At 43.9% G+C, this 24,946-nt stretch carries 24 protein-coding genes; 16 read left to right on the top strand and 8 right to left on the bottom strand.

Annotated elements, in window-relative coordinates:
* A partial coding sequence (locus ACRBG0_RS06030) for a GH3 family domain-containing protein (protein WP_431486001.1) occupies positions 1 to 1,139 on the top strand: 1,139 nt, incomplete at its 5' end.
* Here ACRBG0_RS06030 and ACRBG0_RS06025 read toward each other — a convergent pair.
* Positions 1,093 to 1,758 carry a hypothetical protein gene (locus tag ACRBG0_RS06025; protein ID WP_431486000.1) on the bottom strand — a complete coding sequence of 222 codons (666 nt, stop codon included), beginning with the start codon at positions 1,756 to 1,758 and terminating at the stop codon, positions 1,093 to 1,095. The two genes, ACRBG0_RS06030 and ACRBG0_RS06025, sit on opposite strands and share 47 nt — an antisense overlap.
* Before the next feature lie 161 nt (positions 1,759 to 1,919).
* Between ACRBG0_RS06025 and ACRBG0_RS06020 the strand changes: the two genes are divergently transcribed.
* The 3 genes from ACRBG0_RS06020 to ACRBG0_RS06010 all read left to right on the top strand — a co-directional run bounded on the left by ACRBG0_RS06020 (position 1,920) and on the right by ACRBG0_RS06010 (position 5,098).
* The gene (locus ACRBG0_RS06020) at positions 1,920 to 3,308 is read left to right on the top strand and encodes a mechanosensitive ion channel family protein (protein ID WP_431485999.1); all 1,389 of its coding nucleotides are present in this window, start codon (positions 1,920 to 1,922) and stop codon (positions 3,306 to 3,308) included.
* A 91-nt stretch (positions 3,309 to 3,399) separates the two neighbouring features.
* Positions 3,400 to 4,086 carry an SGNH/GDSL hydrolase family protein gene (locus ACRBG0_RS06015; RefSeq protein WP_431485998.1) on the top strand — a complete coding sequence of 229 codons (687 nt, stop codon included), beginning with the start codon at positions 3,400 to 3,402 and terminating at the stop codon, positions 4,084 to 4,086.
* A 46-nt stretch (positions 4,087 to 4,132) separates the two neighbouring features.
* Positions 4,133 to 5,098 (top strand): hypothetical protein, encoded by a 966-nt coding sequence (locus ACRBG0_RS06010; protein ID WP_431485997.1) that lies wholly within the window; start codon positions 4,133 to 4,135, stop codon positions 5,096 to 5,098.
* Between the two features lie 40 nt (positions 5,099 to 5,138).
* Here the strand turns inward: ACRBG0_RS06010 and rluF are convergent, their stop codons facing one another.
* Positions 5,139 to 5,924: a 23S rRNA pseudouridine(2604) synthase RluF gene (gene rluF, locus ACRBG0_RS06005; RefSeq protein ID WP_431485996.1), complete on the bottom strand. Its 786-nt coding sequence runs from the start codon at positions 5,922 to 5,924 to the stop codon at positions 5,139 to 5,141.
* A gap of 241 nt (positions 5,925 to 6,165) precedes the next feature.
* Complete coding sequence (locus tag ACRBG0_RS06000; protein WP_431485995.1) at positions 6,166 to 6,969, bottom strand: DUF547 domain-containing protein; 804 nt, start codon at positions 6,967 to 6,969, stop codon at positions 6,166 to 6,168.
* A gap of 69 nt (positions 6,970 to 7,038) precedes the next feature.
* Between ACRBG0_RS06000 and ACRBG0_RS05995 the strand changes: the two genes are divergently transcribed.
* Together ACRBG0_RS05995 and ACRBG0_RS05990 are read left to right on the top strand one after the other, a co-directional pair.
* Complete coding sequence (locus tag ACRBG0_RS05995; protein ID WP_431485994.1) at positions 7,039 to 7,860, top strand: alpha/beta fold hydrolase; 822 nt, start codon at positions 7,039 to 7,041, stop codon at positions 7,858 to 7,860.
* A 14-nt stretch (positions 7,861 to 7,874) separates the two neighbouring features.
* Complete coding sequence (locus tag ACRBG0_RS05990) at positions 7,875 to 8,330, top strand: YybH family protein (RefSeq protein WP_431485993.1); 456 nt, start codon at positions 7,875 to 7,877, stop codon at positions 8,328 to 8,330.
* 5 nt (positions 8,331 to 8,335) lie between these two features.
* On the opposite strand, the gene ACRBG0_RS05985 is transcribed toward ACRBG0_RS05990, so the two are convergent.
* The gene (locus ACRBG0_RS05985; RefSeq protein WP_431485992.1) at positions 8,336 to 9,574 is read right to left on the bottom strand and encodes a metallophosphoesterase; all 1,239 of its coding nucleotides are present in this window, start codon (positions 9,572 to 9,574) and stop codon (positions 8,336 to 8,338) included.
* 177 nt (positions 9,575 to 9,751) lie between these two features.
* Here ACRBG0_RS05985 and ACRBG0_RS05980 point away from each other — a divergent pair, with 177 nt between their 5' ends.
* A complete protein-coding gene (locus tag ACRBG0_RS05980) occupies positions 9,752 to 10,426 on the top strand; it encodes a hypothetical protein (protein WP_431485991.1) in 675 nt (224 codons plus the stop codon).
* 59 nt (positions 10,427 to 10,485) lie between these two features.
* On the opposite strand, the gene ACRBG0_RS05975 is transcribed toward ACRBG0_RS05980, so the two are convergent.
* Positions 10,486 to 11,403, bottom strand: coding sequence for an EamA family transporter (locus ACRBG0_RS05975; protein WP_431485990.1), 918 nt, complete (start codon positions 11,401 to 11,403; stop codon positions 10,486 to 10,488).
* Positions 11,404 to 11,531: 128 nt separating this feature from the next.
* Here ACRBG0_RS05975 and ACRBG0_RS05970 point away from each other — a divergent pair, with 128 nt between their 5' ends.
* Both ACRBG0_RS05970 and pgl read left to right on the top strand, forming a co-directional pair.
* On the top strand, positions 11,532 to 12,167 hold the full coding sequence (locus ACRBG0_RS05970) for an OmpH family outer membrane protein (protein WP_431485989.1): 636 nt from the start codon (positions 11,532 to 11,534) through the stop codon (positions 12,165 to 12,167).
* Between the two features lie 12 nt (positions 12,168 to 12,179).
* Positions 12,180 to 12,890, top strand: coding sequence for a 6-phosphogluconolactonase (gene pgl / locus ACRBG0_RS05965; protein ID WP_431485988.1), 711 nt, complete (start codon positions 12,180 to 12,182; stop codon positions 12,888 to 12,890).
* 141 nt (positions 12,891 to 13,031) lie between these two features.
* Here the strand turns inward: pgl and ACRBG0_RS05960 are convergent, their stop codons facing one another.
* Both ACRBG0_RS05960 and ACRBG0_RS05955 read right to left on the bottom strand, forming a co-directional pair.
* Positions 13,032 to 13,196 (bottom strand): hypothetical protein, encoded by a 165-nt coding sequence (locus ACRBG0_RS05960; RefSeq protein WP_431485987.1) that lies wholly within the window; start codon positions 13,194 to 13,196, stop codon positions 13,032 to 13,034.
* Positions 13,197 to 13,371: 175 nt separating this feature from the next.
* On the bottom strand, positions 13,372 to 13,788 hold the full coding sequence (locus ACRBG0_RS05955) for a 6-phosphogluconate dehydrogenase (protein ID WP_431485986.1): 417 nt from the start codon (positions 13,786 to 13,788) through the stop codon (positions 13,372 to 13,374).
* A gap of 356 nt (positions 13,789 to 14,144) precedes the next feature.
* Here ACRBG0_RS05955 and ACRBG0_RS05950 point away from each other — a divergent pair, with 356 nt between their 5' ends.
* Together ACRBG0_RS05950 and ACRBG0_RS05945 are read left to right on the top strand one after the other, a co-directional pair.
* Positions 14,145 to 15,350 (top strand): hypothetical protein, encoded by a 1,206-nt coding sequence (locus ACRBG0_RS05950; protein WP_431485985.1) that lies wholly within the window; start codon positions 14,145 to 14,147, stop codon positions 15,348 to 15,350.
* Between the two features lie 91 nt (positions 15,351 to 15,441).
* Positions 15,442 to 16,797, top strand: coding sequence for a DUF2851 family protein (locus ACRBG0_RS05945; protein ID WP_431485984.1), 1,356 nt, complete (start codon positions 15,442 to 15,444; stop codon positions 16,795 to 16,797).
* Here ACRBG0_RS05945 and ACRBG0_RS05940 read toward each other — a convergent pair.
* Positions 16,748 to 17,473: a DUF554 domain-containing protein gene (locus tag ACRBG0_RS05940; protein ID WP_431485983.1), complete on the bottom strand. Its 726-nt coding sequence runs from the start codon at positions 17,471 to 17,473 to the stop codon at positions 16,748 to 16,750. The genes ACRBG0_RS05945 and ACRBG0_RS05940 overlap by 50 nt on opposite strands.
* Before the next feature lie 198 nt (positions 17,474 to 17,671).
* On the opposite strand from ACRBG0_RS05940, the gene ACRBG0_RS05935 reads away from it, so the two are divergent.
* The 5 genes from ACRBG0_RS05935 (at position 17,672) to smpB (ending at position 24,761) form a co-directional block, all read left to right on the top strand.
* Positions 17,672 to 19,171, top strand: coding sequence for a TIR domain-containing protein (locus tag ACRBG0_RS05935; protein ID WP_431485982.1), 1,500 nt, complete (start codon positions 17,672 to 17,674; stop codon positions 19,169 to 19,171).
* Positions 19,172 to 19,428: 257 nt separating this feature from the next.
* On the top strand, positions 19,429 to 21,075 hold the full coding sequence (locus tag ACRBG0_RS05930) for a hypothetical protein (protein ID WP_431485981.1): 1,647 nt from the start codon (positions 19,429 to 19,431) through the stop codon (positions 21,073 to 21,075).
* Positions 21,076 to 21,084: 9 nt separating this feature from the next.
* Positions 21,085 to 21,879: an alpha/beta hydrolase gene (locus tag ACRBG0_RS05925; protein ID WP_431485980.1), complete on the top strand. Its 795-nt coding sequence runs from the start codon at positions 21,085 to 21,087 to the stop codon at positions 21,877 to 21,879.
* A 40-nt stretch (positions 21,880 to 21,919) separates the two neighbouring features.
* The gene (locus tag ACRBG0_RS05920; protein ID WP_431485979.1) at positions 21,920 to 24,163 is read left to right on the top strand and encodes a S9 family peptidase; all 2,244 of its coding nucleotides are present in this window, start codon (positions 21,920 to 21,922) and stop codon (positions 24,161 to 24,163) included.
* 127 nt (positions 24,164 to 24,290) lie between these two features.
* A complete protein-coding gene (smpB, locus tag ACRBG0_RS05915) occupies positions 24,291 to 24,761 on the top strand; it encodes an SsrA-binding protein SmpB (RefSeq protein ID WP_020538100.1) in 471 nt (156 codons plus the stop codon).
* Positions 24,762 to 24,946 lie beyond the last annotated feature (185 nt).

Here is a 24,946-nt window from a genome sequence, read left to right as displayed (position 1 = left end):
TGCAGATTTTTGCACGTAAAAACATGTTAATTGGTGGTGGGTCGTATGGCAACTACCCCGGCAGTAATATGCAGGTAGCAGATATTTCGGCCCTGATGATCCAGAGTATTCCGCTCATGTTGCGCACCTTCTATTTGCCGGATATTTATACCGCTACCTTGCCTAATTACGAAGAGAAGATACGTAAAATAGCTAAGATTGCAGCCAATGAACCTAGCCTCACTATGCTTGGCGGCGTACCCACCTGGAACCTGGCACTCTACCGGCAAGTGTTGGCTGAGAAGAATGCCCAAAACCTACTGGAAGTGTGGCCTAATCTTCAGGCGTATGTTCACGGCGGGGTGAGCTTTGCCCCTTACAGAGAACACTATGAAGCCCTGATTCCCAGCAATGATTTTCTTTATCACGAAATATACAATGCTTCTGAGGGCTATTTCGCTGTCCAGGATCAGCTGGACAAGGACGATATCATTCTGATTCTCAACAATGGCATTTATTATGAATTCATCCCTTTTGAACAACTAAATAATGGCGACCGGAGTGCTATCCCGCTCGAGCAAGTGAAAACAGACACTTTGTACGCGATGGTCATTACTAATATCAGCGGCCTGTACCGCTATCTGCTCGGAGATGTTGTTCGGTTCACCAGTGTTCATCCTTACCGGATAAAAATAGAAGGCCGCACCCAGGAATTTATCAATGCTTTTGGGGAAGATTTGCTATTGCAAAATGTACAGCAAGCACTATTGACCACCTGTTCGGATTTTGACATAAAAATCAAGGATTACAGTATTGCTCCTTTTTATATCAAGGTAAATCAAAAAGGGAGGCATCAATGGTTTATAGAATTTGAAGGAGAAGTGCCTCCACTTGATGCGTTTACAAAAGCATTGGATGAGGCTATGCAAAATTGCAACTCCAATTACGCTCAAAAGCGGACCAATGATTTTGCCATTACGCGTCTTGAAATTATTCCTCTTCCCGCAGGGTTTTTCCAGCATTGGCTACGCGACCGCGGCAAGGTAGGCGGGCAAGCCAAAGTACCTAAGTTAGCTAACCATCGACGGTTTGCGGAGGATATTCTAGCGCGGATTAAAAAACAAACGCAAACGCAAAAAACTGGGCAACAAAGCCAATAAAATAGCCTCCAAAAACATCGGACGGCTCATGAGCTTTGAGTAACAAGCGAGCAGTACCTACCCCACCAGCAGCTAGAATGGCTACAATTAATAAATGAAGCATGCTGATTTCAATGGGGCCATTGCTGAAATCTAGCGTAAAGGAACCATAACTGAACCACAGCATACTGATCACAACCATGCCTACCAGTCCGCCCATACCTACAGCGTGGGCGCTAATTTTGGAAAAAATATTGATAATAAAAGCCAGAAAAAGTGCAATTACAGCGCCTAACATGAAGGAAACGTAAGCTGGAGGCAACTGTCCCGTTTGAGAAAAATTATAGTATACCCAAAGGTAAAGCATCCCTGTGATGAGATAAGGCCCTATCCGTTCCTGTTTGTCTTTTACATGAATATCCTGGATCATTCCCAAGAAATACATTACGACAAAGGAAACTGCCGGAATGAAAAACGTATAAAGAAAGACCAATAGCAAGAGCATCTTTGCAGCCTCATCCTGTGGGCTACTCACCCCAAAGAGGTAAGGATTGATCAAAAGCAGCAACAATAGCATGTAGGTCGGGATCAGCAAAGGATGGAAAACGACCGATAGGCCCATGGCCAGACTTCTCAACATATTTATTCTGTGATTCTTGGCCGGCAAAGATAGGGCTTTAGTAACGGTTAAAAAAAACATCCCCCTTCGTCTATCTTCAAGGGAATATGCTTAATTTACCAACTTGAATAAAAAGAAAGGTACCTCTCCCTTTACAAGACCAAAATGAAGTAACCCTATCTATGGATTTTACTGCTTTTTTCAATCAGGAAGTGTTTACCATTGGGGAAATAACCATAAAGCTAGGACGGTTGATATTCGTCACAGTAGGGGTGATCTTTCTTTATATTCTGGGGTTTATGTTGCTACGTTCCTGGCTCGAGCGATTTTTTCTCTACGAGGATACTACTGATAAACAAAAAAACCGTGTTAGGCGACTGACCACCATCTGCCTGATTCTAATAGCGTCATTGATCATATTATTGGGCTTGCAAGCGGATTTCGCCATCAGCTCTCTTGATGAGAGTCCACTTAGTAAGATTAAGCTCTCTACCTTTATTCAAGCTTTTCTTATCTATTTTATTGCTCGATTAGTAGACGAACTACTATCCAGTGTCCTCACTCATCGCTATCAGCAACGAAGAGAGCAACAACTTCAAGAGGGAGGCTTATATCAATTACAAGGAGGGAGCTCTCAGATACGTGTGAGCCATATCGTACAACCGATCGTCTATTTACTGGCCCTCACTTTTATTATCCAGCAATTAGGTTTGGATATTTCTATTTCCGACTTTTTGCCGTGGACAAACCCTGAAAATGCGGGGTTAATCACGATCAATCGTATTCTTAGTGCCATTTTAATCCTGCTGGTGACCCGCCTCATTTTATGGGTACTCACAGAGATTGTACTTTATCCTTATTACAAGCAAAAAGAAATTAACGTTGGGAGCCAATATGCTATCAACCGGCTACTCACTTATTTTGTCTTGTTGATTGCCATCATCGGTACACTACAGTATGTTGGTATCAATCTTACCGTCTTGATGGGGGGGGCTGCTGCTTTACTGGTAGGTATTGGACTAGGTTTGCAGCAGACCTTCAATGACCTAATTTGCGGCATTATCCTCTTATTTGAGCGTACCGTAGAAGTAGGGGACATTGTGGATATGAACGACCTCGTGGGAACGGTGAAAAAAATTGGCATCCGTACCTCGCTGGTGGAAACAAGGGATAATGTCTCCGTTATTGTGCCCAACTCCAAGCTCGTAGCAGACAATGTTATCAATTGGAGCCACTTCGACTCAAAGGCCCGATTTAGGGTAGGCGTAGGGGTAGCCTATGGCTCGGATACTGCCCTCGTAAAAGGCATCTTACTGGAAGCGGCAGAAAAGCACACCCGAATCGTTCGACGACCTAAGCCTTTCGTAAGGTTTGTTAACTTCGGAGACTCTTCTCTTGATTTTGAAATTCTTTTCTGGACACGCGATTTACTTGGGATCGAGGATGTTAAAAGCGACCTTCGTTTTGCTATCGACAAAGCATTCCGGGAGGCTAACATAAGTATTCCGTTTCCTCAGCGTGACCTGTGGATCAAGCAAGCTCCGCCTTCTTTTGACAAAAGTGACGAATAAAATTTGCTCTAATATTTTCACCTTCACTTGCCATTTTGTCAACAAAATATAAAAAGGCCTATTGATAATCAATCGGCATATTCTTTCCGTTATGAAAAAGCACCTGCAAATCGTCTTATTGAGTATTACGCTACTCGCCTTTTCCGGAGTTTGTTTTGGGCAAGATTGGGCCAACCTTAGTCGCTATCAAATGGAAAACAAAGTCTTGCTTGAATCTCAAATTGATACTCCCAAGGTGGTCTTTATGGGAAATTCTATCACCGAAGGCTGGCCTGGGCACGAACCTGATTTTTTCCAAAATCCTGCCTATATCAATCGGGGCATCAGCGGACAAACGACCCCTCAAATGTTGGTGCGTTTTCGGCAAGATGTGATTGATTTGCAGCCTGCGGCTGTCGTTATCCTGGCTGGCATCAACGATATTGCTGGTAATACTGGCCCCGCTACGGTAGAAATGATCATTGATAATATCATTTCAATGGCGGAACTTGCCCAAGCGAATGGCATTGAGGTGCTACTCTGTTCTGTCTTGCCAGCAGCGGCTTTTTCTTGGGAACCAAAGGTTGATCCGATCCCTCAGGTCTTGGCACTCAACCAAATGATCAAGAGGTACTGTGCGGCTAATGATTTAATCTACGTCGATTATTTTTCTGCGATGGTTGACGATGAAAACGGCTTGCAAGCGGTTTTGACTTACGATGGCGTGCATCCCAATAAGGCTGGTTATGAGGTGATGGGACCTTTGGTGAAAATGGCGATTGGAAGGGTTTTGCGATAAGCCCCCAATGAATCAATTCGTCCAATTAACACAAATAATAATGAAAATGAAGTCAGTGCTATTCGTACTTCTTTTTATTACTACCTTTTCTTACAGCCAGGAGAATGAGTCATTCAGAACACTAGAAAGCGGTCGCAACAGGGGTATTGTTAAAGCGGAAAAATTCGATATTAGAGCGACCTTAACTTACAGAAAGGCAGCCTCCTGTAATTGTATCAAAACAGGTTATTACAGATACCGTAGATCACGGGCGTGTAAGAAATTGTTTTCAGCTCATCGTGTTGAGCTTGAAAATTTACTTGATTCGAATATTTATTCGGACTTCGACAAGTATCATATCTATGACCAATTATTTAGATTGTCGAAGTATTTCCATACTACTAATGCTCATTTACTTGATTCCTCAATCACCTTTTTGCATAAGCACGTAAACCAAGGGGAGTATACTGATCTTTATCATAGGTTAGGATATCAAAAAACGCATCTATTTTTGTCTATTAGTGAAATACATTGGATTCTCAGGGAGCAGAACAAACGAAAATATGATCAGCTAAGAAGGGGTTACCAAAATAGCCTGACTCCATCGTTTTGTTCAGAGGCCAATGTGGGGAAATATGAAAACTATGAAGTGCAAATAAGTAAACTACTTTATGACGAGGGGTGCTATAGATTTGCTTATGAATATCTTAACTCGTTAGGTTTGTCATCAATAAGTGGAGATTTCCAGTCTGGATACAAACGAATTGAACAAGAAAAGATGCTTTACTACTTAAAAGTACTGATGGAAGTATTTGACAAAGATACTTTAGAAGAAATGAGAATTGAGGCGATCAATAAAGTTGAAATAAGATATACATATTCGACTGCGTACGGTTACACCTTATTTGGCAATCACATCATCCAAATCCCTCTAGATGTCAGTGATAGTACTAATTCACTAAGTTGCATCGAGTTGGAGGATCTGGCAAGAGAAAAATTACTAGCATCAATAGTGTTTAAAGAACCATTTTAGCAGATGTATTGAAAATTATTAAGTCTTCTTCTGTACCCCGTTATCGCCGTCTATTCTTCGCTCTACTCTTTCTTTTGGATGCCAAAGTAGAAGCCTCTTCTGTCTTAGACGAAGTACGCACCATTTCATTGATGCCTTTGATTTCCTGAGCCGTTAATTCACGCCACTGGCCCACTTTGAGTCCAGACATATCAACGTTCATGATTCGTATCCGCTTCAGCTTGGTGACCTCATAGCCCAAGTATTCACACATGCGACGGATCTGCCGATTCAGTCCTTGGGTCAAGATTATTCGAAAGGTAGCTTTGTCTATTTGATCAACAACACAAGGCTGGGTTACCGTGCCTAATATGGGAATACCTTGGCTCATGCGCTGTAGAAACCGGTTATTAATTGGCCTATCTACTGTTACGATATACTCTTTTTCGTGCTGGTTTCCGGCGCGAAGAATTTTGTTGACAATATCCCCGTCATTGGTCAAGAAGATAAGTCCTTGAGAAGGTTTATCTAACCGGCCAATAGGAAAAAGCCTTTGCGAGTGGTTGATAAAACTAATGATATTTTTAGGCTCACGAGGATCCGTTGTACAAACGATACCCACGGGCTTATTAAAGGCCAAATACAAGGCCGGCGGCTTAGCTTTCAGCGGTTGGCCTTTGAGCAGCACCTGATCTCCCGGAAACACCCGGTTTCCTTTCTGTGCTACCGTGCCGTTTATTTTTACCAAGCCTTCTTCGATAAAACGGTCGGCCTCACGGCGTGAACAGATACCTGTACTACTGATGTACTTATTTAGGCTAACGGAGTTGTCATTGGATTTGTCCAAAGGAAGAAGTTATGGTCTAAGAACAAAGTTAGGGATTTTTTAGTGCTCTTCCGATAAACAGGAATCGTGGGTAGTGTCGACTGCGTCGGCGGCAGCCGCGCTAACCGCGAGCTTTAGCGAGTACCACCGCAAGCGTAGCGCGCACAATCATGAGCTCCGACACCTCGGGACGAATACTCCTGACCAAGCGTATAAATAAAACCAAAAGCACTTAAACCTGTAAAATCAACTTAGCAAACCACTAGTTCAAAAGCTTCGTCTTCTCCGGCGTTTGCTCATTAAGTTCCCAATTGTATTCCAGAAACTGAACTTCCTTACTCGTATCAATTTCTTGATCACTATAGGTTTTTACCAACTCGAAGCGGCTATCGTACTTGTCTTTAAAGTCTCCCCAATACCAATCGAGGAGCTTGGACAATTTCACAGGGCTTTCAGTAATTTCATTGCGAAAAGGTTCATTGATAAATTCACGGGCAGCTTGATTCAATTGGTCCTCCAACTTATCTGCTACAAAGGCAAAATTCTGAAGTTTTGGACAAGACATACTGGCGCAAACCAGCGCAAAATGTATTCTTGGATCATCGAAATCTTTTCGTAAAATTCCGTGCTCTATATTATTGAGGTCAAACGCTTCGCCAGCGATTTTGAAGAATTTAATATCCCAGACCGTACTCACGAAAGGGATACCATTTTTGATATCCTTGATACTTTTAACCGGGTAGTAATCAAGTATCAAGTCTACGGTAAAGGCATTGTAAGCATTGATCCAATAGGCCATTTCTTCGTTATCAGACCAATTCTTTTTATTGGGAGCATTGAGGCTTAATAGCTCCAAGTATTCGTTCAACTGGTTGCTGTCAGCGGCCATGCCTTTATAATCCACCAAGCCGTTATCGTCTACGTGCTTGCGAAGGAGGCTGTCCCAGATTGTGTGGCTCACCGGCTGAGCAGTAGATTTGATACTGGGTGCAGCGCAGCTTTGCCAAAGCAGTGCACTGAGGATCATTAGCAATACAAGCGGGAAAATCGATTTGTTGAAATTCATACGGTGTTTGATTTATCTTTGAACGACATTCAAGGTCTTCACGTTTACTTTTCAAGCAAAATACAATTTATGTGTCCGCAACCGGACCAGCCTATTCAGCGTGATTATTTCCTCGACCTCCCGGGTCGCCAGGTTCATGTATGTTCCTACGGAAGTGGCCCGAAATTAATGATTGCCTTGCATGGTTATGACTACGATGCGAGTGTTTTTGCTTTGTGGGCAACGGTCTTGGGAGATCAATACACCATTTGCGCGCCGGACCTCCCTTTTCATGGACAAACTAGCTGGAAGGGTTCAGAATTTCACCCAAAGGACATTGAAGAAGCGATTGCTGCCATTGCCCAACACGAAGGGCACGCCACCTTTCATTTAGCCGGCCACAGCCTGGGCGCACGCCTTATTGTTTGCACCGGGAATACCTGGACCGAAAAAGTTGAACAATTCATTTTGCTCGCTCCTGCGGGAATTGGAAGCTTTGATCGGGTGCCACCACTTTTGATGCAAAGGATTGCAGAATGGGCCCTGAATTGGCCTGCCTGGTTACGCTTTTTTGTTAACCTAGGGGCTAGACTGAACCTTGTAAGTAATTTCCATCGCCGCTATGCAGAGGTTCAATTGTATCCTTCTGATAAGCGGAATCTCCTGTTTCGTACCTATAATTCTCTTCGACATTTGCGCACCTCTCGTTCTGATCGAAAATTGTTTTGGGCGAAAACGACCATTCCTACACTACTGGTTCTGGCGGAACAAGATCGCTTTGTACCTAACAAAGCCATCAGAGTGTATTTTTCAAAAAACAATAACATCAAAATTGTTGATACCCCAGGGAATCACGATCTTGTCAATGAGAAGACCGCAAAAGTTCTTCTGACACACATTAACTTTCACTAAAGTAAATTGCACCTATGAAATACCTATTAGCCACCTGTTTTGCTTTCCTATTATTCAATACTGGCTTTAGCCAAACCTACGAGGGTAAACAAAAACATATTGACCGTATCCTGGAGAACATCGCCCAATTTTCCGAATACGTCATGGCGGGAGACAGCGAAAATATTGGTGCAGCTTATACCGAAGATGCAAAGATATTCCCCAATAATACAGACATTATTGCCGGGCGAGTGAAGATTACCAATTATTGGAAACCGTCAGGTGAAGCTAGTGTTAGCTACCATAAAATAATTCCCAGTGAAATAAAAATCATTGGCAAAGAAGCCTACGACTACGGCTACTACGAAGGTAAGACCCTACTTGCAGACGGGAAAGAAATCTCGTGGCGTGGCAAGTACGTTATCATTTGGAAAAGAGTTGACGGTGACTGGAAGATCTACCTCGATATTTGGAACCAAATTAAGGATTAAGGCTACTATTCTCTTCCTTTGCGTAGTTCAAAGACGCTGATTTCAGGATACATACCTATGCGGCCAGGGAAAGCCAACCAGCCAAAACCCCGATTGACGTAAAGAAATTGTCGAGCCTCTTCGTACAAACCTGCCCAGCGGGGATAGACAAATTGGATAGGGCTCCATTTGAGGTACTTAAAATTGAGGCCAAACTGCATCCCGTGGGTGTGCCCCGAAAGCGTCAGGTGAACCTTGCTTTGGTGCGGCAGTACTTTCTCGTCCCAATGAGAGGGGTCGTGAGAGAGGAGCACTTTAAATCCATCATCAGGCACATCACGGAGTGCTAAATTCAAATCACCATATTGTGGAAACGGCGGCTTGCCCCAGTTTTCTACTCCGGAGAGGTAGATGGTTTCGCCCCCTTTGGTGAGTGCGACCGTACGGTTGTTTAGCAATTCAAAGCCGCATTTCCCATAATTATCTTGTACCGCCTGAACATTAGCTCGCCATGCTTCTTGATTGCCGAAGGCCCCACCATAGCTATAGTCGTGGTTCCCTGTGACCGCATATTTGCCAAAAGGCGCACTCAGGGATGCAAAATGGGGAGCAAAAGGTAAAATTTCATCGGCTCGGCCATTCACAAGGTCGCCAGTAAAAACGACCAGATCGGCTTCTTGCTCAGCAATTTTACGAATTCCTTTCTTCACGCCTTTCATACTGTCAAAACTCCCCGAGTGAATATCCGAAATTTGTAGCAGCCGAAAACCATCGAATATTTCAGGCAGGTCCGGAAAAACCAGTGGGATATGATTGACTTGGTAATTGTATTTCCCTTTGGTTATGCCATAGATAAAATAGCTAAAAGGAATAGCGGTAAGCGCGAGACCGATCTGTTTTATTAATTTCAGTCGCTCTATCGACCAGCGGGGTGGCTGTTGATTTTGAAGGTAAAAAAACGCTTGTTGAATATTCCATCCCAGATGAATCAGTAAAAAATACAACCCCAGCAGTAATTGTGTGGCAAACACCACCACCATCATTCCTACTATTAGATTAGAGAAAGGCGTGACCTTACGACGAAAAAACAGCAAATAAACGATTACCCCAGGAATATAATACAAGCTTATCTGGTAAAAGCCATAAGCGACATTTCTAGCTATTCCTTCTGGAAACGCATCATAAGGACTTTGCTGATTTAGAAACCAGAGCGTTACAAAATAGATCAAAATTACCCCAGGAAAAATGAACCGCCGCACATCCATAAATACTCTTTTTGTGTTTCAATTGGTAAAGCCCTAAAAGAACATCCTAAAGAGGAGCAAGGTTGTTAGAGAGGGAGAGTTGTGACCAACACTAAAAATTACGTCTTAGTAACAGGTTTAGCCTGCTAACTTAGCTTGGATTAAACTATATAATTATTTTCAAAAAAAACGCAAAGCATGAAAACCATATCCATTTACTTTTCAGCCTTATTACTTCTTCTTTCTGTTAGCTTACAGGCCCAAACTCGGAACGAACGTAAGACGATGAGTCAAGGTGTTTACGAGTCTATTGTTCTAGAAATCCCTGACCTCGATGCAAAAACAGTTGGTGATTTGTGGGAGGATTTCTCGAAAGACTTTTATGGCACTCGTGCCAAGTATGACCGAAGAACTAAGGAATACTTTAGCGACGATGCTGAAATTGCTGCTATCGGAAAAGGTAACACCATCGATATTTACACGAGTATTGAAGATAAAGGCAAAGATCAAGGGTCTGAACTTTCCATGTGGATTGATTTGGGCGGAGCCTACCTTGCGGCTAACACACACGCAGATCGCTATCTGGAAGCCGAAAAGATGTTGATCCGCTTTGGACTCGAAGTAGCGAAGGAAAATATACGCATGCAAATCAAAGCACAAGAAAAAGCACTTGATGATTTGGAAAGTGATCTTAAGAAATTGGGGAACGACAAGGAGCGTCTTGAGCGTGATATCGTAAAAGCACAAGAAGCTATTGCGCGTGCAGAAGAGGATATCAAAACAAATGACCAAAGCCAAAGTGATAAAGAAGCTGAAATCAAAGCACAACAAGAATTGATTGAAGCGACGAAGCAGAAGTTGAAAGACCTTTAATTGCTGCGCAGAAAATCAATGTCGATTTTCCAGATACAAAGGAGGTAGTGAATGATTCACTATCTCCTTTGTCTTTTTTCGGGCACTGCTTTTTTCTGTCCTTTATCGCTATTAATAAAAAAGACGCCGGTAAGCATCACCAGCCCTGCCAGTATGGACTGTCCTGTCAGCGATTCCCCATTTAGTGCCCAGCCCAAAATCAGGGCTACGACGGGGTTGACATAAGTAGAGGTCGCCACCTTTTCGGGAGACACTTTTGCCAGCAAATAATTGAAGCTAGAAAAGGCGACAATAGACCCCAGGACCACAAGATAGAGCCACGACAAGCTAGAGCTTAAGCTGAGCATCTCCCAGCGAAAAGATGTTGCTTCCCCAATCAGGAGGCTAAACAGCATTAATCCTGCCCCACCAGCGAGCATCTGCATGGCAGAACGCCGTAAGCGAGAGTCTGGCATATCTATACGTGACACATAGATACTTGCAAACGCCCAAGAAATCAGGGCCACTGCAATTGCAGCAAGCCCCCACCTGCTTTCCGGTGTGTTTGCAAGCTGCGGCTGCCCCACCAGAATGATCATTCCTGTAATACCAATAAATGCACCTACTATTCCCTGCCAGCGTAACCGTTGGCCAAAAATCCACCATAATAAAAGCATTATCAACAAGGGGTCAATCGCCACAATCAAAGCTGCCATACCTGTATCAATCCATTGCAGTGCCCATACTACAGCGCCAGTGCCGATGGTTAGAAAAAGTACTCCAATGATAGAAGTATTCCTCCATTGTCGTCTGGTAGGAAGTGGCTCGTGGCGCCAACTGCCCCACAGATACAGGATACCGCCTGCCGCTAGGAATCGCGTGCCCGACATTAAAAAAGGAGGGATGGTCTCTATTGCCCAATAGTTGAACAAATAGGTAGATCCCCAGATAATATATACTGCGGCAAAAGCTGCAATGATCAACCAGCGTTCAGACATTTATTCGTAATTAGGCAAAGCATAAAACCTTGAGTGTGCAAAGGTAGAAGAAGCCGCTGAAACGAAGGCTACCCGGAAGCTTTAAGTTGGCGAAATTTCTCTAACTTTGCGGGCAAAATTTAACAATCATGAATATTCGTCTTTTTGGATACCTTACGTGTATCATTGCACTAGGAACGCTTTTAAGCTGCCAACCTCAAGCGGCTACCACCGAAGAAGGAACTACTACCGCTAGCAGCAGTGCCGGCAACATCGTATTCATTCGTTTGGACAGCCTGACGAACCAGTATGCTTCTCTTAGCGAGAAAACGAAAGCACTAGAAGCTCGTGCTATCGAAGCTGACAAAGGCCAAAATGAACGCGTAAATGCTTTCCAGCGCGATGTTCAAAACTACCAGCGCCGCGCCAACAGTGGCCAGATGTCTCCTAAAGACATGGGTAATGAGCAAGAGCGTTTGGCAGGACGCGAGCAAGCATTGATGCAGGAAGCCGAACGGCTCCGCCAGGAACTTCAGCTAGAGCAGATGAAACTCAGCGCCGAATTCGAAGAAAATTTAATGAAAGTGCTGGAAGAAATTCAAGACGAGTTCAACTATGACTACATCCTCAGCTATGGTAATGGCACTGGTGTTTTGATGGTTAGTGACAAGAATGATATCACTCCTGAAGTTGCTAAGCGACTGAACACTATCCCTATGGATGGCCAAATGGACAGTGAAATACCTACCGAAGCTGATGCTGCTGCGCCGGCTACCGAAGAATAGATAAGAGCTTCTATGCCTACTCAAATCCATCTTAGTGCTGATCCGAATGGCGTTGCCAGGGATTTTACTTGCTATCTGCTAGAACAGTTACAGGGTAAAAAACATTTTACGATTGCGCTTTCCGGCGGTAGTACACCAAAGCTTCTATTTCGCTTGTGGGCTACCGAGTATCAGGACGCGATTGACTGGTCTGCCATCCATTTCTTTTGGGGTGACGAGCGCTGTGTACAACCCGATGATGACGAAAGTAATTTCGGCATGACGAAAGCCCTTCTGTTTGATAAAGTAAACTTACCTGTTGAAAACATTCATCGGGTGCGTGGTGAAGACGAACCAGAGAAAGAAGCTCGCCGTTATGCTGCTGAAATTGCAGACAATACTGAGCAATCTAATGGCTTCCCCTCTTTTGATCTAGTAATCTTGGGAATGGGGGATGATGGGCATACTGCCTCTATTTTCCCTCACGAAATGGAACTGTTGGAAGAAGAACGCTTTTGCGCAGTAGCTACGCATCCGACCAGTGGACAAAAAAGAGTAAGTATCACCGGGCCAGTTATCAACAACGCACAACGCGTCGCGTTTCTGGTTACCGGAACGAATAAGGAGGAAAAAGTAAGCGCTATTTTTCAGCGCAAGGAGGGCTATCATGCCTATCCAGCCGCGCACGTCCAGCCTGTTACCGGAGCATTACACTGGTTTCTTGACGATGCGGCGATGTATTAATTTGATAGGTATACTTACAAAAGTACTTTGGTTACGTCCATAAAAATGCCGTGACCAAAGTACTTTCGTAAATATAATTTTCATCCCCTTTGTGGATGATCAAATCTTTGTACCTCGTATCAAATGTCTGATACGTTAAGATCACATTACCCGTAAAGCCTTCACTAGGTAAGTGAGGGAGAAGGGAAGTGCTAGCCAAAACCATTCGTTGACAAAAATCAACATAAAGATCATGACTGCGGTAGATACCAGGAACAGGATCCAATCCATTCGGTTGCTTTCGTTGTCGCTACTTGTTGTACTCATGGCGGTAATTTTGCGCAAAGTTAAGCAGCAGCGCCTTCCTAACCAAGTATTTTGTCCTTGAACATTCGTCAGACTAGCCTTGTTGCGGGCACTAAATAGTGACGCTCAAAACGGAAACATCTTTCGTCGTTATTATTAGAGGCAGTCTAGCTGGTTTAAAGGCATAACTATTACATTACTCTATAATATTCACTTCGTCGACGAAATACTCGGTTTTCCCCTGCCAGGGCATTGCCTTATAGCGTTGTTCGTAGTGCAGTTTCACTTTTTTACCTTCCATCTCCTGAAGTTTCTGGTATACCTCTTTATCTGTAGTGCTAAACTCCCAGATATTCCCTGTTATCCCTGAACCACTATCCCCCTGAAAACCACCAAGGTTAATTTGGCCTTCATAGGTTTTAAAAACCACCCCTTTTTTGGAAACTTTAATAAGCTCTCCTGCTCGGGTGCCGTCACTAAAACTCCAGCCTGCTACCCATACAAATAACAACCCGACGATTAGAGCTACTCCTAGCAGCATGAGAAAAAAGCGCTTTATCTTACGCCCTACTGTTTCTGCTCCTTCTTTGACAACTTGTTGAAATTCACTCATATAATACTGTTTTATGGGTTTGAAATACAAATCTTATTGTGCCTTAATCACTGGCCTCTTGTGCATTAAGACCAAATCCTAGCTGATCGGTCACTGTTTTTGCGAGTAATATTTTCATAATGCTCTCCCTCTCTGACTTGCCATTAAGCGTATGAACATTTTAACTAACTTAGGTTCAGTAATTAATCTTAAAAATAGGCATTAAGAGCCACTCTCGAAACAACAACCTGGAATAGTGATAAAGATGCAATGTAAGTGGCTATTCATCAAACAGCTTGGCGGATATACCACCGGCATACCGATGAAATCAATGTCTCTGTCAGCTAATTACTTTAATAGTACCACCAATGAAATTTATGAAAAGAATCCTTCTCCTGCTTTTAATATTCCCATTCGTATATTTATTGCAGTTGGGCGCGCGTATGTTTTATCAACCCACTATTGTTGAAAACGAGTATGGTAGGTACAGCAAAGATTTATACCAGCAGCTACAGTTTCTCAAAAATGATATCCACCAGGGAGCAGGCGACGATATGCAAGCGATCTACCCGGAAGGTACGGTCTTTTTGCATGTATTGTATGCATTAAGCTGGGCCAATTTGGTAGTTGAAACCAATGATCAAAAACTGCGAGAAGAGGCCCTTGAGGAAATGCGCTGGAGCATTTCTCGCCTTGAGAGTGACTCAATAAAAGCTATTTTTCCCGAGGATATGTTTTTGCCATACGGCGTATTTTACCAAGGTTGGACCAATTACACAAGGGCTCGCTACCTTAAACTTCAAGCACCAGAAAACCGGGATAGTATTCAACAGTACCGACTCCAACATAGCTGCAAAAAGATTGCAGCGGCCATAGAGCGGCATCACACCCCCTTTCTTTTCTCTTACCACTATGGTTGCTGGCCAGCAGACAACTTGGTAGCGATGGCTGCTTTAGCAGAACACGACAAGTTATTTACACCGGCCTTCATTCAAACACGTGGAGATTGGCTCACTAAAATGCAAACAAAACTAGACACCAATGGCTTAATTCCTCATGCTGTAGACCTCACCTATGGCAATGCACTTATTGCCGCACGTGGATCATCGCAAAGCCTAATGCTAGCATTCCTGCCAAGAATTGACACTGTTTTTGCTCAGCAACAGTTTAAGCAGTATCAAAATTTGTTTTCAGATTATCGTCTCGGCTTACCCGGTATTAGAGAATATCCCCACGGCACAAGTGGTTTTGGTGACATTGACGCAGGCCCCGTGATTTGGGATATAGGTGGAGCAGCATCTGTTGTTGGGATGGGGGCAATGGGGCAGCACGAATCGACCCAACTCTACCTCGGTTTAAGAAACAGTATTGAAGGTTTTGCCATAGGAACTTCATGGTTCGGAAAGAAGCGATATCTATTTGGCCAGTTACCCATAGCGGATGCTTTTATCGCTTGGAGTCATTCGCGCGTACCTTTAGATGTACAAATGGTCAGGCCGCCTTTTTTCGGTAAATTTCTAATGCTCGTCCTATTGGTAATAGGCCTGTTTATTCTCCTTGCTGGCAGGATTATAAAGAACTAGGCTATCAAAACAATGCAGTTTTTGAAAATAAATCCTTTCCCCATCGTGGAATTTTTCTCGCTTTCGACTCCTATATATAAAGACCTTTATTATGCGAGAAGATTTTCTACACTTTGTCTGGCGCCTCCGTCGTTTTCGGCTAACGGAATTAAAAACGACTACCGGGCAAGTAATCGAGATTGTCCATCCAGGCCAGCACAACCATCACGCCGGCCCTGATTTTTTAGATGCCCGTATCCGTATCGACGGTACGCTCTGGGCCGGTAATGTGGAGATGCATCTGCGTAGCTCGGAATGGCACGCCCATAAGCATCAGGATGACCCCAATTATAACAATGTCATTTTGCATGTTGTGCTGGAAGAAGATGTCATCATTCGCCACACTGATGGCGAACGAATTCCCTGCCTGGATTTACGTAACTACCTGCCTGTAGGCTTGGCCAAGCAGTACCTCCGGTTGCTAAATAGTGAGCAGTGGATTTCTTGTCAGCAACAATTGTATACCGTGCCCGAAATTACGTTCAACCTCTGGTTGGATCGCCTGTTGGTCGAGCGGCTGGAAGAAAGGACGGAAGAGCTCGCCAAGCGACTGGATCGTAACGGTGGCGACTGGGAGGAGACTTTTTACCAGAGCCTCGCCTGGGGTTTTGGCCTCAAAGTCAATGCAGACCCTTTCCTGATGTTGGCCGAATCGTTGCCGCTAAAGACCTTGCTGCGACATAAGAATAGCTTGCCACAGATTGAGGCCTTACTTTTTGGGCAAGCGGACCTTTTAGAGGAGGACTTTACAGATGATTACCCACGTCAGCTACAGCAAGAGTACCGATTCCTGAAACAGAAATATCAACTGCAACCTTTATCGGCCAATCATTGGAAGTTTATGCGGATGCGCCCGGCAAATTTCCCTTCGGTGCGTATTGCCCAGTGGGCGACGTTGCTCTTCCGCACCGGCCAGTTGTTTAGCAAAATGCTGGTAGCACAAAACCTACGTGAAATGGAGAATGCTTTCGTCGTAGAATTATCCAATTATTGGCAAACGCATTTTCGCTTTGATAAAGCCAGTAAAAAAACTACGAAAACGTTGGGAAAAGCCAGTATTCACCTGTTAGTCATCAACATCATTGCGCCTTTTATCTTTTTATACGGGAAAAAACGGGGAGCCGATATTTACCAGGAACGTGCCCTTCGATTGATGGAGGCTGTACCCGCAGAACGCAATCATATCTTGGCAGAGTGGAAAGCATTAGGTGTAAATATTAAGCAAGCCGGCCAAAGCCAAGCCTTGCTACAGTTGAAAAACAGCTATTGCAATGAAAAGCGTTGCCTGGATTGCGCCATTGGTTGTAGTATCCTCAAGCGAAACCCCGATGTGATGGAAGAGGATGTCTTGTACTTGCCTACTTGGTGGCTTGCATCCGCTGCTGAAGCCACGTCAAAGGAAGCGTGACCAAAAGGGCAGGCAGGAGGTTTTCTACATTGATAGCCCCTAAATCAAGGATATTAATACCAATTCCAATGATCAAAGCACCACCTACGGCACTAAGTTGGGCGATCATCGTAGGCGTGAAAAATTGTTGTAGCTGGCGTGCCATCAATGTAATACCACCTTGAAAAATCAGCATAGGAATGATAGAAAACAATACGCCAATACCATAAGTAGAAGCAAAAGCGATAGAGGAAATGCCGTCGAGGGTAGACTTGACCATGAGCAGGTCACGCTTGCCTTCGAGGCCTTCTTCAATAGCACCAACGAAGGTCATACTACCGATACAAAACAAAAGGAAGGCAGTGATAAGTCCTTCCGTAAAGGCGCCTTCGGTGATATTTAATGCTTCTTTTATGGTATCTCCCAAGCCCTGTAGCCCAGCCTGCACGCCAAGGAGTTCTCCCACAACACCACCGAGGATCAAGCTGAAAATAAAGTTGAGCAAATAACCTTCAGGAACCTTGAGGCTCATCATGACGCCTAGTACCAGCGTACCTAGTCCAATCGCCTGAAAGATAATCGACTGGATGTTTTCGGGAAAAATGCCTTGTAAATAAAGGCCGATCAAGCTACCGATAGTCACGGTTCCCATGTTGATGAGAGTGCCAATAGGGAGTTTACTGCTGCTGAAGTTCATAAAAGCTCGTGGTTTAAAAGCGACACTAAAATTATTTCTTTTCTCGTTAACTCAGCGTAACAATTCCAATGATCTCCGTATAAAAGGCAAAAACAGTTCAATACAGTTAGGAACGGCCCAACTTGTTTTTTGCGCAACACGTATGGTTTGCAGGTCGCTAACTTCAATTATATTGCAGGATAAACCCACTGACCCAAGATGAAATCCAATAAGATAAAAGGGGCAAAAAATATTACGATCGCGGCTTTGTATGCTGATGCTGATTTAAAGTATTGGGATGAAATGGAGCGTCACCTGGGCTTGCTAGCCAAGATGCACAGCAATGTTAGAATCTGGACAGTAAAGGACATTGATCTGGGGTCTGAAGTGAAGCAAGAGATTCGCCGAGAGCTCAGCCAGGCTGATATTACATTACTGTTGTTGAGTGCAGATTTTGCCATTGAGAATGTCTTCGATGAAGAAACACGTATCCTGCTGTCTAACTATGCAGCACATGCAGGAAAAGGGCGTTATGTTATGCCCGTTATTGTGCAAGATTTCATGTGGCGCGACCAGTATGATGATGCTTTTGATATTGAAAAGCTGAAGTTTTTCGACCGAATCATCGAAAATCCCGAAAATAGAGAAGCGATCTATCGGGAGATCACTGAAACGCTCAATCAGTACATCAAAGAAATCAATGTCCGTAGTATCAATTTTGTAATTCCTACCTGGGTGGGTTTTATGGGAGGTATCATGTACAATAATGGTTTTGTGCGTTCGCGTCAAACGCCTTTGTACAAGTCATTTAAACGAGGCGTTCGATATGAATTGAGCGATAATGTAGAAGAGACCTGCCGCCTTATGAAAGCAGGCGAGGCAGACCTGATCTGGGCGACCTTGGATCGTCTTCCCTCTGTTTTGTTTAAACTTAAGGAGAAAAACCCGAGGGTTATAGCACAGGTGAGTTGGTCAAATGGTGCAGACGCTATCATCGCTCGTAATGGCATCAAAACATTGGAAGACTTAAAAGGGAAAAAAGTAATTTACCCTTACGATTCTCCGGCATTTACTTTCCTCAAGTACGTTTTGCAGGAGGCAGGAATGGATACCTTCGATATTATCCACCAGCCTCAGAAGGATGTTGATTTAGATGTGATCAGTACTAATTTTACGCACGATGAAACCATTGATGCGGTTGTGCTTTGGAGCCCCTATGTGGAGTCCTGTCTAGTGGAAGTGCCCGGTACACAGGTCATAGCACATACAGGAGATTACCCCAACCTCATCACCGATGTAGTCGTCGCTACCGAAGAGTTTATCAATCTCAACAAAGACGAACTTATCCTGCTTTTCAAGGGCTGGTTTTCCGAAATTGATAAGTTTAATCAGGATGAACTGTATAAAATTGGCGCATTGGGTGTGCTTATCGAAGCCATTATCGAACCTTTGCCTACGATTATTCCCAGTAAAATAAAGACAGATTTAATTAACAGTTTACGAACCTATTTTCAATCTTCCCTCGAAAAAGTCCATCTGTCTACTTTGGAGGAAAATCTTACGTTTTTTCATTCGGCAGAAGGCGGTGATTCTCCTGCAGCTCAATTATATCGCCAATTTTTAGAATTTCAGTTTCCTCAGTTTTTATTAGACCCTGCACTACAATGGGAAAAAGTAGTAGACAACTCAGTGGTAGAGGGGATTAAAATGGATTCATAGTACGATAGAAAAGGGTAAAGAGGTTCCTGTGATGATCATTTTATGTTCTTCAGCGTTTGTTGGGGGGGTTACGAGCTGGTTGCTCCGTTCGCATTAATTTTGTGCGGGATAGGCAGCTTTCGCCTATCTTTAACGATCTTTAATCGCTTGAGTGTTAGTGATCGTGTTCATTTCGTAGACTTACGAGGGGCGCCTGTTAGGGGATGTTGTTTGTGCCTCACATCACTATATTATCTGTTATCAAAAAAAAACAATCTATGCGCCAGTTTACCCTATTGTTCTCTTTTTGTCTACTACTAACGGGCCTTTATGCCCAAGAAGCGACAAGCCTTGAGGTTTATAATATTCTCCAAGAAAAATGTGCAACTTGCCATAGTGGCGTTGACGCCCCGGCCGGACTAGACCTGCAAGGATCGGGAGCGACACTGGCCGCTCGTATGCAAGATGTTTATACCACCCTTTATAATCAAACTCCTGCCAATGCTACTGCTGCGGCCAAAGGGGATGCTTATATTTATCCAGGCCGTGCAGACCGTAGTTTTCTCTTTCGGAAAATGAATAGCGGCCTTGAACCTACCGTTCACCTGGAAGCTGGCGGTGATGAAGGGCAAAGTATGCCTCCTTACGGGCAACCAGTACTCACGAATGTAGAAAAAGAACTGATCCGGCAATGGATTCTTTACGGAGCACCAGCTGCTGGGACAGTAGTTGATCGGGCTATTTTGGAAAGTTATTACGATGGGATGGCGCAAGCTTCTTTTCCTGATGGGCCACCTCCTGCTCCAGCACCCGAAGAGGGTTTTCAAATAAAAATGGGCCCATTTTACCTTGCCCCAGGCGATGAGCTGGAGTATTTTCAGAAATACGAACTGGAGCTACCGGAAGAAATAGAAGTCAATCGACTGGATATGAAGATTGGCACCTATTCTCACCATTTTATCATGTATAATTTTGGCCCCGGTGGCGATGCCGGTATTGCTGAAGGCTTTCGGACGAACCCTTTTCATAATAACGTTAAATTAGTTGCAGCAATCCAGGAACCGACAGATCTTGAATTACCCGAAAACACAGCTTTTCGTTGGGACGAAGGACTGATAGCAGACCTCAATTCTCATTATATCAATTACTCTGCGACATTGGTATATCAAGCAGAAGTATATGTTAATGTATATACGCAGCCGACGGGCACCGCCGCTCAAGAAATGTTTACAGAGCTTCTGGTAAAAGGTAATATTCCGATTCCCAATAATGAAAGTACAATCACCCACACCCAAGTGGTAAACCCCAACTGGGGAGAAGTCTACCTGTGGGGGCTTATGGGGCATACCCACAAGTATGGAACCAGCTACAAAGCTTGGCGTCGAGAAGGCTTGCAGGCTACCGAGATGCTTTACGATGCGGCCTGTCCACGGGGTGAGCCGGGGTGTGTGTCGCCTTATTTCGATTATCGTCATATTCCTTTCCGTTATTTTGAACCATTGGAGCCTGTAACAATGAATTTTGCCAATGGCTTAATACATGAAGCAAAGTGGGTGAATGATGGCCCTGTTTCTGTGAACTTTGGCCCCACTAGTGACGATGAAATGATGGTAATGGTCGCTATGTATACCGAAGATTCGACTGGCGTGCAGGTAGTCCCTACAGAAGAGATTGTAACAGCGCATGATGTCCTCAAGATTAGCCCTTCTCCCGCTAGTGATTGGGTGCAGGTACAAAGTCCAGATTATATACAGGATGGTACCTTCGTGCTTTTTGACGCTACGGGGAGACAAGTTTGGCAACAATCCGTTAGTGGTACCCGTTTCCTTGTGGAACGCGGTGTATGGCCGGCAGGAATGTACTGGTATCAGCTACAAACATCCCAAGCTAAAGCCTACACTGGCAAAATTCTTTGGCTGGAATAGTATTGACTCATGAAATGGATTAAACGATTAGCTTATTTTTTTGGCAGCCTTTACGCACTGGTGTGCGTAGTGCTTTATTTTCAGCAGGAGAGAATAATCTTTAATCCAACAGTCCTGGAGGACTCTTTCCAGTTTTGGGAAGGAGAAGAGGTTTACGTGCCAGTAGAGGAGGATATTGACTTGCATGCTTTGTGGCTAAAACAGCCAAGTACGCGTGGTGTAGTACTCTACTGGCACGGCAACCGAGGTTCTAATCGTCGTTGTTTGCGCCAAGCAGAAAATCTCGCTGGTTTAGGGTATGATGTATTTATGCCTGATTACCGAGGTTATGGAAAAAGCGATGGGCATATTTCCTCCGAAAAGCAGTTGTTTGCGGATGCCCAAACGGTATACGATTGGCTTAAGCAGCATTACCGTGAAGATCAAATCGTAGTATTGGGCTACTCGTTGGGCAGCGGTGTCGCTACGTATTTAGGGACGACCAACCACCCTCAGCATTTGTGTCTGGTAGCGCCTTACCGTTCTATGGTAGAAATGAAAAACCTTATTCTCCCTGTCGTTCCCTCCTTTTTGGTTAAATATCCACTGCGTAATGATCAACGCTTGGGCAATGTGAAAGTCCCTGTCACTCTTTTCCATGGAACGCAGGATGAATTGATTCCCTTCGAACATTCGCTTTTTTTACAAAAATTGCTACCACAGACAGCTCAGTTGATAAGTTTAGATGGAAAGGGGCATCGTGGGGCTATTTTTAGTTCTGTACTCAGGGAGGAGTTACATTATATTATCAAGAATAACATTTAGGCGCTTTTCTGTATTTTTGCCGACTGTAAATGAAAATATAATGATGAATAGACTTATTCTCCTTTTAGCCTTTAGCCTTGGCCTACAGGTCGTAGGATTCAGCCAGCAAAAAATCTCCCTGGAAAGAATTTGGGACGATTATCTTTTTACGCCTAAGCGTGTACCTGGCTTTACTTTTATGAACGATGGGCAGCATTACACGCGCCTGGAAAACAATAAGATTGAGCAGTATGATTTGCGTACGGGCAAACAGGTAGCCACCTTGCTAAAGGTAGGAGACCTTACTCAGATTGATAATATTAGCAGCTATCAGTTTACGGAAGATGAGACTCGGATTATTCTCAGTAATAACCATAAGCCGATTTATCGTCATTCTTATGCGGCGGATTTCTATATCTATAATCGGTCTGCAAAAAGTATGGAGCGTGTTTTTGAAGAAGGCAAACAGGTACGTTTAGCAGCGCTAAACCCACAGGGAGATAAGGTGGCGTTTGTATATGAAAACAACCTTTACGTACAAGACCTCGTCAGCAAAAACGTAACCCAGGTCACCACAGATGGAGAAATTAACAAAATCATCAATGGTGCCACCGATTGGGTGTACGAGGAAGAATTTGGAGATGATAATGGTTTTTTCTGGTCACCTGATGGGCAGCAGATTGGTTTCTATCGTTTTGATGAATCAGCCGTTAAAGAATTTACCCTTACCAACTATGAAGATGGCTTGTATCCGGAGTATGTCACGTTCAAGTATCCTAAAGTAGGAGAAAAGAACAGTGAGGTCAGTATTCATATCTACGACCTCAAATCAGGAAAGACCAAAGAAGTCGCGAAAACAGGTGCCGAATGGGAGTATTTTCCCCGAATCAAGTGGACACGTAAGGCCGGTGAGTTGTGCGTGTTCTTTATGAATCGTCACCAGAGTAACCTGGAACTACGCCTGTTGGATTTCGCTGGAAACAGCAAGACGTTGTTGAAAGAAAGAAGCGATTATTATATAGATATTCACGATAATCTAGCCTTCCTTAAGAATAGCGACCAGTTCATCTGGACAAGTGAAAAAGATGGTTGGAATCATGTTTATCTGTACAATATGGACGGAACGCTTGCTCAGCAACTTACTATGGGAAGCTGGGAGGTTACACGGTTCTATGGTCTTGATGAAGCCAACGGGATGATTTACTACCAAGCAGCCAAGCGCAACCCAATGCAGCGTGAGGTGTATGGACAGCTCATCAAAGGCAAGGGAAATACAACCTTGTTAGCTGGCGTAGCTGGCACCAATAGTGCGCAATTCAGTAGCACGTTTGATTACTTTGTACTGACCTATTCTTCTCAAAATATGCCCGCTTCTTACACCGTGATGAATCGTGCTGGTAAGCAGGTAAGGGTTATCGAAGATAATGCCCGTCTACAAGGCTTGCAGCAGACTTACGGCGTTACGGATGTTGAGTTTTTTCAGTTTAATACGGCGGATGACGTGAGCCTCAACGGCTATATGATCAAGCCGCCTAATTTTAGCGAAAAGCGATTGTATCCTGTCTTGATGTACGTTTATGGTGGCCCTGGTAGCCAAACTGCAACCGATAGTTGGGGTGGGCAAAATTACTGGTGGTTTCAGATGCTGGCATCACAAGGCTATATTGTTGTAAGTGTTGACAATCGCGGCACTGGTGCACGAGGTGAGCAGTTCAAGAAAATGACCTATCAGCGTTTAGGTCACTACGAAACCATTGATCAAACTGAAGCTGCTCGTTACCTTGGGAGCCTCTCTTATATTGATGCAAAGCGGATTGGTATCTTTGGCTGGAGCTACGGTGGCTACATGGCGAGTTCGTGTATCTTGAAAAGCAATGATGTTTTCAGAGCAGCTATTGCCGTTGCACCGGTTACCAACTGGAAATGGTACGACAGTATCTATACAGAGCGTTATATGCGGACCGTAGAAGAGAATGAAGAAGGTTATCAGCAAAATTCTCCTGTTTATTTTGCCGATCAGCTGGAAGGCGAATACTTGCTAGTGCACGGAATGGGGGATGATAATGTTCATTTTCAGCATACCGCAGAGATGGCCAATGCGCTGATTATGGCCAATAAACAGTTTGATACCTATTTCTATCCCAATAGGAACCATGGTATTTATGGTGGCCCTACTCGTTTGCATCTCTATACCAAGATGACGAACTTTCTGAACGATAAATTGAAAGTACGTCCACGTGCAGGAGCTGATCGTCCTACTGGACTATTGCGTGCTGAGCCGGTACAAAAGAATAGCCGAAACTAGTTTGAATCCAATAAAATCTTAGCTGGACTTTCGGCAAAATGCGGGAAGTCCAGCTAAAGACAAGGGAACTTTTGACTTTTGGTGTTGTTACTTGGTGCAGCATCCCACAGAACAGAACAAGCAAAAAATGGCTACAAAAAAGAAAAAACCATCCGTCGAGATCGTCAATCGGCGTGCGACCTTTGAATTTCAGTTTATCGACGTTGTCGAAGCGGGTATCTTGTTACTAGGAACGGAAATTAAGTCCGTGAGGGCTGGGAATGTCAATCTCCGTGATGCTTACTGCTTGTTCAAAAACGGAGAGCTGCTGATCTATAGCATGTTTATAGCGCCTTATTCACACGGTAATCAGTTCAATCACGAAGAACGCCGCGTTCGAAAATTACTGCTTAAGCGAGCAGAACTCAAAAAGTTGGAGAAAAAGGTAAAAGAAAAAGGCTTTACAATTGTTCCTCACAAACTCTATATCAACGAGCGGGGATTTGCCAAAGTAGAGATTGCGCTGGCTCAAGGTAAGAAGACCTATGATAAGCGTGATTCTATCAAACAGAAAGACCTGAAGCGGGATTTGGACCGGATCAAGAAGGCAAATTTGTAGAGAGATGCGAAGCTATGATATCGCTCCTTGGGGTAGAAGGTATAGAGATTCTGAGTATCAAATAGGGACGTACTGATTTACTTTGAAACATTGCTATACGAAATCAAAGACTAAGGAACAGCACGAAAATGAAACGCGATTTGGCTACGCCGCTACTACGTGGTTGTTTTTCACAATAGTTGAAT

Origin of the sequence: Lewinella sp. (assembly GCF_050633125.1) — a bacterium.
Classification (GTDB): domain Bacteria; phylum Bacteroidota; class Bacteroidia; order Chitinophagales; family Saprospiraceae; genus Lewinella.
This window is presented reverse-complemented; position numbering and strand designations above follow the sequence as displayed.